This window comes from Diplocloster modestus (assembly GCF_019042245.1).
Classification (GTDB): Bacteria; Bacillota; Clostridia; order Lachnospirales; family Lachnospiraceae; genus Diplocloster; species Diplocloster modestus.
Map to the genome: position 1 here is coordinate 357,185 of NZ_JAHQCX010000003.1, position 11,750 is coordinate 368,934.

13 protein-coding genes are annotated in these 11,750 nt (G+C 54.7%); 3 read left to right on the forward strand and 10 right to left on the reverse strand.

Annotation, left to right across the window (positions count from 1 at the left end; translation table 11 throughout):
* Positions 1 to 3: 3 nt before the first annotated feature.
* From KTH90_RS06655 to KTH90_RS06665, 3 genes are read right to left on the reverse strand one after another with little or no spacing between them, the layout of a single operon-like run.
* Positions 4 to 1,521, reverse strand: coding sequence for an ABC transporter ATP-binding protein (locus tag KTH90_RS06655; protein ID WP_238726515.1), 1,518 nt, complete (start codon positions 1,519 to 1,521; stop codon positions 4 to 6).
* Positions 1,518 to 2,240, reverse strand: coding sequence for an energy-coupling factor transporter transmembrane component T (locus tag KTH90_RS06660; protein ID WP_058722717.1), 723 nt, complete (start codon positions 2,238 to 2,240; stop codon positions 1,518 to 1,520). The genes KTH90_RS06655 and KTH90_RS06660 overlap by 4 nt, the downstream gene beginning before the upstream one ends.
* On the reverse strand, positions 2,240 to 2,851 hold the full coding sequence (locus KTH90_RS06665; RefSeq protein ID WP_024738469.1) for an MptD family putative ECF transporter S component: 612 nt from the start codon (positions 2,849 to 2,851) through the stop codon (positions 2,240 to 2,242). Before KTH90_RS06665 ends, KTH90_RS06660 begins: the two co-directional genes overlap by 1 nt.
* A gap of 188 nt (positions 2,852 to 3,039) precedes the next feature.
* On the opposite strand from KTH90_RS06665, the gene KTH90_RS06670 reads away from it, so the two are divergent.
* Positions 3,040 to 4,002, forward strand: coding sequence for a helix-turn-helix transcriptional regulator (locus KTH90_RS06670; RefSeq protein ID WP_238726516.1), 963 nt, complete (start codon positions 3,040 to 3,042; stop codon positions 4,000 to 4,002).
* A gap of 158 nt (positions 4,003 to 4,160) precedes the next feature.
* Here the strand turns inward: KTH90_RS06670 and KTH90_RS06675 are convergent, their stop codons facing one another.
* The 5 genes from KTH90_RS06675 to KTH90_RS06695 all read right to left on the reverse strand — a co-directional run bounded on the left by KTH90_RS06675 (position 4,161) and on the right by KTH90_RS06695 (position 10,007).
* The gene (locus KTH90_RS06675) at positions 4,161 to 5,891 is read right to left on the reverse strand and encodes an ABC transporter ATP-binding protein (RefSeq protein WP_024738470.1); all 1,731 of its coding nucleotides are present in this window, start codon (positions 5,889 to 5,891) and stop codon (positions 4,161 to 4,163) included.
* Positions 5,888 to 7,630: an ABC transporter ATP-binding protein gene (locus KTH90_RS06680; protein ID WP_176255653.1), complete on the reverse strand. Its 1,743-nt coding sequence runs from the start codon at positions 7,628 to 7,630 to the stop codon at positions 5,888 to 5,890. Before KTH90_RS06680 ends, KTH90_RS06675 begins: the two co-directional genes overlap by 4 nt.
* Positions 7,631 to 7,712: 82 nt before the next feature.
* A complete protein-coding gene (locus KTH90_RS06685) occupies positions 7,713 to 8,336 on the reverse strand; it encodes a TetR/AcrR family transcriptional regulator (RefSeq protein WP_024729813.1) in 624 nt (207 codons plus the stop codon).
* 137 nt (positions 8,337 to 8,473) lie between these two features.
* A complete protein-coding gene (locus KTH90_RS06690) occupies positions 8,474 to 9,091 on the reverse strand; it encodes a hypothetical protein (RefSeq protein ID WP_058722712.1) in 618 nt (205 codons plus the stop codon).
* A 31-nt stretch (positions 9,092 to 9,122) separates the two neighbouring features.
* Positions 9,123 to 10,007 carry a hypothetical protein gene (locus tag KTH90_RS06695; protein ID WP_238726517.1) on the reverse strand — a complete coding sequence of 295 codons (885 nt, stop codon included), beginning with the start codon at positions 10,005 to 10,007 and terminating at the stop codon, positions 9,123 to 9,125.
* Positions 10,008 to 10,149: 142 nt separating this feature from the next.
* Between KTH90_RS06695 and KTH90_RS06700 the strand changes: the two genes are divergently transcribed.
* The gene (locus tag KTH90_RS06700) at positions 10,150 to 10,470 is read left to right on the forward strand and encodes a helix-turn-helix domain-containing protein (protein ID WP_058722745.1); all 321 of its coding nucleotides are present in this window, start codon (positions 10,150 to 10,152) and stop codon (positions 10,468 to 10,470) included.
* A gap of 131 nt (positions 10,471 to 10,601) precedes the next feature.
* Positions 10,602 to 10,778 (forward strand): helix-turn-helix domain-containing protein, encoded by a 177-nt coding sequence (locus KTH90_RS25280; RefSeq protein ID WP_243260135.1) that lies wholly within the window; start codon positions 10,602 to 10,604, stop codon positions 10,776 to 10,778.
* Positions 10,779 to 10,937: 159 nt separating this feature from the next.
* Here the strand turns inward: KTH90_RS25280 and KTH90_RS06710 are convergent, their stop codons facing one another.
* Both KTH90_RS06710 and KTH90_RS06715 read right to left on the reverse strand, forming a co-directional pair.
* Positions 10,938 to 11,336, reverse strand: coding sequence for a winged helix-turn-helix domain-containing protein (locus KTH90_RS06710; protein WP_058722710.1), 399 nt, complete (start codon positions 11,334 to 11,336; stop codon positions 10,938 to 10,940).
* A 37-nt stretch (positions 11,337 to 11,373) separates the two neighbouring features.
* Entirely contained in the window at positions 11,374 to 11,742 is a 369-nt protein-coding gene (locus tag KTH90_RS06715) for a metal-dependent transcriptional regulator (RefSeq protein ID WP_238726518.1), read from the reverse strand.
* Positions 11,743 to 11,750: the final 8 nt, after the last annotated feature.

Here is an 11,750-nt window from a genome sequence, read left to right on the forward strand (position 1 = left end):
AGACTACCTCTCCTTTCCATCTGAATGGCCCAGGCCACCCTCTCTGTCTCCTTCTGAGCCATTCACCTTGACAGAGAACAGCTCTCTCAGTTTCGGGAGAGCGTCCATCACAACGGGTATATCGTCGGGCATCTCGCCCTCGTCAAAATGCAGGACACGGGAGCAGGTACGGCAGACAAATTCAAAATCATGGGTGACAATGAAAATGACCTTTCCAAGCTCAGACAGCCGCCGGATCAGTCCCGCCACCTGGGTCATGCTGTCAAAGTCCAAGCCGCTGGTGGGCTCGTCGAACACCAGCAGGTCTTTTCCGCAGATCATGCTGACCGCTACGGCCACCCGTTGCTTCTGCCCGCCGGACAGCGTGTTGGGGTGGCGCTCCCGATAGGGAGCCAGCCCCAATTCCTCCAGAGTTGAGGCGGCCAGGGTCAAGTCCGGATTGCGGATGCCGAAAGAGCACTCCGCCTCCACGCTCTCGGCAAATAATTCGTAGTTCACATCCTGCATCACCATGTAGGAGCGTTTCAGCCTGTTCTTCCGCTCCATCGCCTGTCCATCCCACAGAAACTGCCCCTCGCAGTCCTTGTGGAGCCCGCACAGGGCGCGGGAAAAGGTCGTTTTCCCAGCCCCGTTGTGGCCCACCACGCCGATGACCTCACCCTTTGCGGCGGCAAGGCTGATGCGGTGCAGGACCGTCCGCTTTTTATACCGGAGCGTGACATCCCGAAGCTCCAGGACAGGGGAAGATGCCGGCGGGTGGACTTGCGGAGGCCGCACCTCCGCTAAATCCGCCGCCCGCAATCCCATGCGTTCCCGGGCCTCCTTCGGCAATCTGTGGAACTCTTCCGGCGTAAAAATCTTCTCAATCCGGCCCTGCTCCAAGTACACGATCCGGTCCGCCAGATCCATCAGATAATAAAGCCGGTGCTCCGCGATCAGGATGGTCTTGCCCTGCTTTTGAAGCAACCGCAGATGTCCTTTTAACTCCTGGATAGATGTCATATCCAGATTGGAGGACGGCTCATCCAGCAGGTAAATCTCCGGATTCATGGCATAGACCGAGGCGAAGGCGATCTTCTGCTTTTCGCCCCCGGACAATTCAAAGATATTGCGGTTTCGGAGCGGGCGGATATGCAGGTCGTCGGTAGCCTGCTCCACCCGCTCCGCCAGCTCCACGGGCGGCCGGGCCTCATTTTCAATCCCAAAGGCGATTTCGCTGTCCGTGTCCACATTGAAAAACTGCGTCCTGGGGTTTTGGAACACAGAGCCGACTTTAGCAGCGATCTGGTACATGGGCAGCTTGCTGATCTCCTGTCCATCCACCAGTACGCTGCCCGTCAATTTTCCCGCATAGAATTGTGGGATCAGGCCGTTGACCAGCCTTGTGATGGTGGTCTTGCCGCATCCGCTCCGGCCGCAGAACAGGACGCACTCTCCGTCCGCAATCGTCAGATTGATGTCGTGCAGGCCGTCATGCTCCTGCCCCTGGTAGGCAAACGACACATGCTTCAGTTCAATCATCCGAACACCCCCTTCCAGTACAGCCCCACAGCGAGGTACGCCGCGAAGCAGACGCCCGCCAGAAGATCCGCGGGCCCTATGTGAATCTGCACCAGACAGGTCCGTGGCTTCGGGTTTTCGATCCCGCGGGTAATGGAGGCAATGGACAGTTCATCCGCCGCCTTGGATGCCGCCATCATCAGCGGAACATAAATGCACTCCACCGTCATGGCCGGGTGCGTCAGCAGTCCCTTGGGAGACGGCGACACATCCCGCATCCGCATGGCGTCCTTGATAAACCGCCAGTCCTCCTGGATGGTGGGGACATAGCGGAGCATAACGGCCAGCGGGATCACCAGCTTTTTCGGTGCGTGGATGCGGTTCATGGCGGATAAGAATTCGCTGACCTTCGTGGTAGAGAGGACAATGCCGGACAGCATCCCACAGGGATAGACCTTATGGAACAGCCCCAAAAAGGCGATAAACATGGTGCGCCAGGTGCCCGTCATGGTGTCCATAATCCAGAGGGTGAGCAGAACAATCAGCGCATAGAACAGTACACCCTTCCAAGCATATTTCCACTTCCCGAAGCAGACGCCGAGCAGCCCGATCAGCACCACAAGGCCCAGTTCATAGAAAAGGGACGGGGCCATCATAGCGGAAAGGATGCAGAACAACAGCAGCAATATCTTCGTCCTGGGGTCCAGCCACAGCCCGCGCCGGGATGACGCTCCGCCCATCATGCGGTGATCCCAGCCTTTTCAAACTGCTTTTTCAGCATCTTGCCGCCGACCCAGCCGCTGAAAGCCGCCACCGCCAATGTGCCGGCGATGATGACCACGAGGAGCCAGGAGGGGGCGGAGGCGTTCATGGTGTCGATGTAGGACTGTTCCGTACCATTTTTCAGCATGGTGCTGGCCCAGCCGTCCGGGTCAAGAAAGAACACCACATAAGTATAGATGCCTCCCAGGGAAATCAGCATATAAGACAGCAGATTGATGGCCTTGTTGCGGTAGTGACCGGCGCCGGCTACCAAGTCCGCAATGAGTCCCATCCCGATATAGCCCAGGGAAAACGCCCAGTGCATTCCGGTGGCAAACCAGATGATCCCCATGATGATGCCGAGGATTGTGACGCTCCACCGCTTCTGCACCTTAGCCACCATCAGCAGATAAATAGGGCCGCACAGCAGCGCCGCCCCCATCGGCATATAGAAGGTCAGGACTGGATTCGGGGCGAACGGAAGTCCGCCGACCAGGGTAAACACAAAAAAGATGGCACTGAAAATACCCGTTGTCACAAGATCCTTGACCGTAAGGCCCTTCTTCAGTGAATTGACTTGATTACTCATTTTGCTCCTCCTGTTTTTGCGTCATGTTGACTTTTTCTTTGTGATATGCTACTCTTTGGTTAGAGTTCGCTAACCGTCACCTATAACATACACTCGATTGGGGCGGCTTTCAATGATTTGAAACGAGGTTCGTCTTTTCGTTTCAAAAGTTCGTCCAATCGTTGTAAAGAGGAGGCGAGTCTTTTGTCATGCCCGAAATCATTGAGCAATACTATGCGCCGCTGTTAAAAGGGCACGGCTTTATTCCCGACCCGGATAATCAGCAGTATGGTTCTTTAGGGATCTCGTGGAAGCTATCGCCCGAAATCGGAGAGGGGTCCTACTGGACCTATGGGCAAAAGGATCTGTACGACATCAAGATCCATAACTTTTCCTTTCACGAGGACTCTCTGCTGGAGTTCTCCCTGCCAGAGTGTCTGAGCATCACCCGCTATGATTCCATATCCGGCGAGGAATTGGCTCCGTACCGCCGGCTGTCCGCCGGGTGTATCAAAACCTATATTGGCGGCTATTCACCCTACCGGGTGCTGATCCACAAAAATATTCCCATTCGCTCCATCGGCATTGAGATCATGCCGGCCTACTATGAGGATTATCTCAAAAAGCAGTATCCGGATGAATACCGCAATCCGGTGGAGGCATTCCGAAAGATCGACCAGACAACAGACTTTCCGGAAATGTCCAGGCTCCTTACAGAACTTCAAAATTACCGCGGAGATGGGATCGCCGCCAAACTGTTTTATGAGAGCAAGGTAGCCGAAGCGTTGTCGCTGGTGGTGGAGTATCAGAAAAAGCGTCCGGCGGCCACTGGGCGGCTGACAGTCCAGGACATTGAGCGTATTCAGACAGTCGCTACCTACCTGAGCGATCATTACGCCGCGGAAGCTCCTATGGAGCGTCTGACCCAGATTGCCTGCATGGGGACAACAAAACTCAAGAGCAGTTTCAAAAAAGTCTATGACTGCACCATCACCGAGTACATCCAGCAGCGCCGCATGAGCCAGGCGGAGTACCTTCTCACCAATACTGATTTGTCCATTGGACAGATTGCGCAGACTGTGGGCTATTCTACCTCCAGCCGCTTTGCGGAGCTGTTCCGAAAGAGCACTGGACTGTTACCGGGAGAGTTTAGGAAGGTAGGAAAGAAGTAGAATAGAAAGCGTGCAGCTCCACTTTAGTTTTGGAACTGCACGCTTTCTTTATAGCGTTCCCCATATCTGCGCATGGCGATTTTTTTGCTGCAAATGCCATAGCCACCCAAAAATCACAGTGCAAATATCTGTACTGCAGTTTTGTCTTTTTCGATCAATCAAAGTGTCCATCGGCTGGACTCCGTGCGCTCGGACACGAAATCCCGGTAGATGCCCGCCTGCTGGATCAGTTCGTCGTGGGTACCCTTTTGGACGACGCTGCCCTGGTCCAGCACCAGAATCTGATCCGCACCCCGTACGGTCTTGAGCCGGTGGGCGATCATCAGCACGGTCTTCTCCCTCGTCAGGGCTTCCATAGCCCTTTGGAGCTGATCCTCATTCTCGGGGTCCACATTGGCCGTGGCCTCGTCGAAGATGACGATGGGCGCGTCCTTCAAGAGACACCGGGCGATGGAGATGCGCTGCTTCTCTCCGCCAGAGAGCGTGGCTCCTCCCTCGCCAATTACCGTATTATATCCATCCGGCAGGGCGGAGATAAAGTCGTGGCAGCACGCCTTTTTTGCAGCCTCCACCACCTGCTCATGGGTGGCGTCCGGGCAGCCGAACTTGATGTTGTTCTCCACCGTGTCGGCAAAAAGGTACACCCGCTGGAACACCATGCTCACCTGTTCCATCAGGGACTCCAGCGTGTACTCCCGCACATCCCGGCCGCCGATGGTCACACGGCCGCCGTCCACATCCCAAAACCGGGCGATCAGGTTGCAGAGAGTGGTCTTGCCCGAGCCGGAGGGTCCTACAATGGCGGTGGTCGTTCGATCTGGGATGGTCAGAGACACATCCTTGAGGATGGGGCGGCTTCCATAGGAGAAGTTCACATGGTCGAATACAATCTCGTGGTCCTCTGGACGGATTACCGTGCCGCGCTGATCCATCTCCGGGATGTCGTCCACCTGGTTTGCATGGTCGATGGAGCTGCCCACCAGACGCAGGGCGGACACGCCGCTGCCCGCGGACTGGATCTGGGAGAAAATCAGGAAGGAGACGATGACCGCCATCAGCGCATTGGCGAGGGACATGGCTCCTGTCAGGCACAGCCCCACCGACGCGGCCAGGATCAGAACGCTGAACAGGTGGAGAACCATCTCCTGGCCCCAGATATAGGGAGTGAACAGCTTCTCTACCGCCAGATTGTTCGCCCGGCTGTCCTCCAGAGCCTGCCGCACCCGCTTGTCACCCTTTCCGGTCAGGTTAAAGGACTTGATGACGCTCATGCCCTGGAGCTGTTCCAGCACCGCCTCCACCAGCCGGGCCTCGTCCCGCTGGCGCTTGGGGGCGATTTTGGCGGACTGTTTCTCCATTCCGGAGAGAAGGGCCAGATACACCAGCATCCCCGCCAGGGCCAGCAGACCGATCCGCCAGTCCCAGAACAGGATGCACAGCAGCATGACGGCAGAATTGATCAGGCCGCCCAGGATACCAACCAGTACCATAGGGCCGGTGCTCTCCACCTCGTCCAGAACGGTGGTGGTGATGCCGGTGAGCTCTCCCAAACTCTGGTCGTTGAAATAGCCCATGGGGACCCGCTTGAGTTTGTCGCCGATGGAGATACGCTTATTCGCCACCATGAAGTAGCCGGCGTGGGTCTGTTGGAGCTGGCTGAAGCGGTTGAGGACCGCCCGGCCCAGAATGCTGGCCAGCAGAAGCCCCAGCGCCTGCCATGCCGGGGCGGGGTCTGTGGAGCCGCCCACCAGGGCCAGCACCACCACATAGATGGCCGCGATCTGGAACATGTGGAACACCGCGTAAAAGAAGCCTAAAATCATGGACTTTCGGATATTGCCCTGTTCCTCGCCGGCAAAGTGCCAGATTTTTTTCAGAACGCCGATCATGCCTGCTCTCCCTCCTTTGCGCCCATGTGAGCCCGCCACATCTCTTGATACAGCGGGCAGTTTTTCAAAAGTTCTTCGTGGGTGCCCGCATCTTGGATGCGGCCGCCATTGACTACCACGATCTGATCCGCTCCCGTGATGGTGCTGAGGCGGTGGGCGATGACCAGAACGGTCTTTCCCGCCACCAGCTTACCCACGGCCTGCTGAACAACAGCTTCGTTCTCGGGGTCTATGTAGGCGGTCGCCTCGTCCAGCACCACAATGGGCGCGTCTTTGAGCATGGCCCGGGCGATGGCGATGCGCTGGCGTTCGCCGCCGGACAGATGGGCGCCGCCTCCGCCCACCACGGTGTCGTAGCCGCGTTCCAGGCCCCGGATAAAGGCGTCGCACCCGGCGGCCTTTGCCACGGCCTCCACCTCGGCGTCGGTGGCCGCCGGGCGGCCCATGCGGATATTTTCCCGGATGCTCTCGTCAAAGAGGTAGTTGTCCTGGGAGACAAAGGCCACCTGGTCATAGAGCTGCTTCAGTGGGACCCGCTTCAAGTCTTGTCCGCCCAAGGTGATGGAGCCGGAGGTTACATCCCAAAAGCCGGCGATCAGCTTGGCGATGGTGGACTTGCCCGAGCCAGAGGGCCCCACAAAGGCGGTCATGCTCCCGGCGGGAATGGTGAGGGACACATCGTGGAGCACCTCCTTGTCCGCGTGGTAGCCGAAAGACACATGGGAGAGCTTGATGTCCCGGCCCCGGAACTCCACCGACGCTTCCCCGTGATCCTGCTCCGCCCCGTTCAGGATGGCGTCCACCGAGCCCACGATGGTGCCCACTTTGGCAAGGCTGTCCACAAAGTCCATAGCGGCCAGCAGAGGCCCGGCAATGCCCAGGGACAGGACGATGGTGGTGATAAAGGTCTCGATGGGCAGACTCCCTCCGGTGTAGAGAAGCCAGCCCACCGGCAGAATAGTAATCATGGTGGTAGGTGAGATGGCACGGGCCAGAGAGACCGGCATCTGGCAGCTCTTCATCCAGTGGTAGAAGTAGGAGGCGTTGGCCTTTACGCTGTCGGAGAAGCGGGCATAGGACTGCTTGCCCTGGTTGAACGCCTTGATGACCTCAATGCCGCCGATGTACTCCACAATGGCGCTGTTCATGGCCTGGGTGGTCTTGACCGAGCCCTCATACTGCTTGCCGTAGCCAGCCATCACCGCCATCATGAAAGCCATGCCCACCGGGATGGACACCAGGCTTAAAAGGGCCATCCGCCAGTCCAGTACGAACAGGTAGATCAGGATGCACACTGGCCCCAGCACATTGGCGGTCATCTCCGGCAGAAGATGGGCCAGGGGCCGTTCCATGCTCTCCACCTGGTCCACAATGATCTGCTTCATCTGGCCGCTGGAGGTGTCCAGAATCGTACCCAGAGGCATCTTTGGCAGCTTCTCCAGCACCCGCTCCCGGATGGATTTCAGGATGGCAAAGGTGGCCTTGTGGGATTGGGACAGGGCCAGGGAATACAGGGTGGCCCGGAGCAGGAAGCCCACGAGCGCCACAACACACCATATCAGGTAGTATTGCATACTCTGCTCCCCTTTCAGCAGGCCCAGGATGATCTGCGCCGCGGCGAAGTAAGGGAGCATCCCAAACAGTACCCCCACCACAGCGGACAGGACCGCCCGCTTCAGGCCGCCCTGCTGTCCCTCTCCCAGCTCCCACAAACGGAGCATGGGGCTTTGTTGTTTCATGATATAAATTCCTCCTTTTGGTTAGTAAGTGCTAACTTTTGTGCAAACAGGAGGGCTGCACCCAAGGGCACAGCCTCTTTTGTCAGGGCTGAGGGTCAAACACGGTGCCGAAACCTGCCATGTGGTAGCGGTTGAGCATCTTGACATAGCGGTGGGCGGCGGCGCGGTCCATGTTGTGCCGCACCACCTCGAACATGCCGTTGAAGTAGGCGGTGACGATGATATGGATGAACTCCTCCGTCACCAGGCCGGATTTGACGCTCTCGCAACCGATGACCTCCATGTACTTGTAGGTGTACTCCACCTCGATGTCCACCAGTTCGTCCAGGAAGCGCGAAAACCGGGTACCATGGGCCCCGTCCAGCAGCAGGCGGAATACATCAAAGTGGTCGTAGATGTAGTCCAACAGGTCTTCCTGATGGCGGGCAGTGTACTGGCCCATCTCGGCCCTCTGCTCCTCCTCCGGGAATTGGTGAAAGTCCTCCTGGACCTTGCGGAACATGGCCTTAAATTCATCCACCACCGGCTCCGCGAGGGCGCGGAACAGCCCCTCTTTGTCCCCAAAGCGGGTGTAGATTGACCCGGTGCTGGTCTCCGCTTCCTGGGCGATGGTACGCAAGGAAGCGTCCAGAAATCCCCTGGACAAAAACTCCTCCTTGGCGCACTCCAGCACCCGGTCATAGACGCCCACCTTTTGTTTTGCCACTGCCATTCCTCCTCATTCAAAACAATGTTTTATAACGCTGTTTTGAATATAGCACTACGGTTTTCATTTGTCAAGAGGGGAGCTCAGAATAAGAGAGCGAAAGCCCCCGCAGACCGAATCTGCGGGGGCTTTTCATGTTATTCTATTTCTGCATCCTCTTGAATAGTCGGATAGATCATCTGCCACGCCGGGAGAAAGTCCAGTTGAACCAGCGCGTTGCGGAAGGCCCTCGATAGTGGGTCTACAAATTCCCTTCGGCTGTGAAGCAGTTCCACGATATAAAGCTCCCATGTGTAGTGGGGTCCCCGCTGTTTCTTCCACAGCGGATAATACGCCCTCTCTGCTCGGAACATCAGAAACTCTACGATTGAGATACAGTTCTCGAAGGAATAGAGCTTTGCCATATGGAGCATCCCGGCGCTGTCATAACGCGCTACGGGAAAGTCCACTTCTGCCTCTGACAATGTAAAGTCAAATGCGGAGGCCGGGAAAGCCATCACAGTGTTGAACAGCACCCTTTGAGCTGCCAGGAGCAATGTTTTTTCTCGCCGCAAAAAGGAGATATATTCCTCCCATGTGAGGTCGGCCCAAAACCCGTCCACATCGCTTTTCTTTTTCCAAGTGAACAGCGTGTCCTCCACCCGGTAGGTTAAATAGGTCAGGTACCCGTATGTTGTTTCTTCATCATACAGCTTTGCGTACATGCCGGTACGAAGGATTTGTTCTACCAGCTCTTCATTTTGATCCCAGTCCATTGTTCCACCTGATCTGTCATTTTTAGCCCAATTAAAAATTCAGGAAATCAAGCCCGGCGGCCGTTGACATTGCAATTACTTCATTTGGGTTGTTCTGCAATTCCACCTCCGTCCCCAGTGCGCTCATCAACAGGCCGAAGGTATCGTGCATCCCCAGCTGATTCTGCATATTGTATGTGGCGGCGTACTCCGGAAAATAGGCCCAGATATAGTTCATCAATGCGGGGTAGTTGATTAGGCCGCCAGTCCTTAACTCCTCGTACTGCCCCCATAGTTCAAACAAGGCGAGACTGCTGGCCCGCTTGGAAAAGAACAGATACCCCAAGGTATTGTCAATTCCTTCCCGTACATCCTCTTCGGACTGCTCCGATTGCTTCAATACGGTTTCCGAGAAGTCGCAGTTCCAAATAGGATAGCAGACAGCGAGGACTTCCTCTCCTGTACCTGTTTCGATCCAGAAGACGCCGTTCATCAGCGGCTTGTAGCGTGCAGTACGGCCCCGCGGCGTGGCAAGGGGCGCCGGGTAGGGCCCAAAGTATTCCGGATGATACTCCATATTGAAAAAAGCAACATCACGAAGCGAGGTTTGTCCGTCTGCGTACATTCCGTGCCGGACCTGATACCGATAGATCTCATACTCAATAATTTTATACCCATGTCGTTCCTTCGCAAACGGATAGAGCAGCACACGGGAGTCCTCTTCCGACATTCTTCCGTATGCCATAGCCTCTTTTGATATGGCTGGCGAGGAGCGTTCCACCACATAGTATTCGTCCGCTAAAAACCTGCCGTCCTGTTTCCGGGCCGCGATATAGTAGACGCCGGGGCACTCCTGACATGCCCTTACTATTTCACCAACTGTGTCGTCCAAACAGAACGGCAGCCTCTCCGGGGGTGATTCTCTTTCTCGATCCATGCGTTTCTCTCTTTTCCCGTGTGGCGTTTTACTCAATTATAACACCATTAAAGTGCTATTGCATAAAAAAGCACACCACGCGCACCCTAATGTCACACCACAAAAGTGTACCATGAGGGAAATGGTGGTGGAGGAATCGTATATGGAGATGGACTTTATTAGAAACCGTATTACAGAGTTACGGGTAAAAAAGGGGATTTCCGAGTATCAGTTAAGCTATGATTTAGGGCATAGCAAGAACTATATTCATAACATTGTAACGGGGTATTCCCAGCCATCTGTGAAAGAACTGCTCTATTTGATTGACACGCTCGGTATCACGCCCCGTTTGTTTTTCGATGAGGAAACAGAATACCGAAATCCAATTTTAGTTCAGGAGATTATAGATGGCATCAAGTCGATGAACGATCAGGATTTAGAAGCTGTTCTGCTGATGGTCAGGCGCTTGAATGAGAAAAATTGATGGACATGAAATCATGTAATTAAGATATTATACCCGACATACCGGGAATATTCAAGATGCAACATGTCAAATATAATAGGAATCACAAAGGGGTGGTCTCTATTATTACTTACGATCCGCTCTGGGATACCATGCGTCGAAAAGGAATTACGACCTATTCTTTAATAAAGGATTATTCCTTCAGCAAGGGGACATTGGATTCTTTGAAACAAAACCGGAATATCTCAACCGCAACACTGAATGACCTTTGCAACATTCTTTCTTGCAGGGTAGAAGATGTTCTTCGCCACATTCCAGACAAAATATAAACGACGCTTTGAGGGCATTACTGCTCACACCAAAGCGTCGTTTTTTATATCTGCTTGCTGGCTGGCGTTACTCTAATCTTGTCGATTTACTCCATGTATAAAGTATTACTTACCTAAAATTCGGCCTTTCTATTGTCTTGTCTTTAATGGTCAACAGTGTTACGGTGGCAAGAATTTATAGCCCTTCCCATACACGGTTTGGATAAAGTCAGCGTTCAGCTTATGGCGCAGCTTGTAAATGATGCTGGAAATCCCCGTCCAACTGCTGTCAAACGAATCAGGGGCGGCGAACTCATAGATCTCCCTTTTTGAAAATACCCGTCCGGGCCGCCGGGCAAGCAAATGAAACACATCGAACTCCATAGGAGTCAGCTCTATGAATTTGCCCTGCCAAAACACTTGACGGCACGCAGCGTCGATACATAAAGCCTTGTAGCGCAGAGGGGCAGAGGAAAGATCCGTACACATGACCAGTTCTGTTGACTCTATGAAGGCCATGATTTTCTCTGCGGTTTCAAGATCATCTTCTTCGACTGATAATATGAACAGTTTTCCCACTACATCACCTCCGATAACCTCGACTGCCAGACCACTTTTACTTGTCCTTTAGCCCTGATTTAATTTTTTGAAAACTGTCATCGCTGATTGCGTGCTCCATGCGGCAGGCATCCTGCTCGGCAGTCTTTGGCTCTACACCTGCATCCACCAGCAGACGGGTGAAAAAGCAGTGCTTCTCATAAGTTCTTTCGGCAACCTCTCGGCCCACATCGGTCAGGTGCAGGAAAGAGTCTTCGTCCATGGTGAGAAACCCGCCCTCTTTCAAGGTGGCTACCGCATGACACACGCTGGGTTTCGATACATCAGGGTGCCGGGCCACATCTACGGAGCGCACCATACCTTTCTTCCTCTTTAAGACAAGGATTGCTTCCAGATAATCTTCGCCAGATGCGTGTAATTGTTTCATGGGGAGCT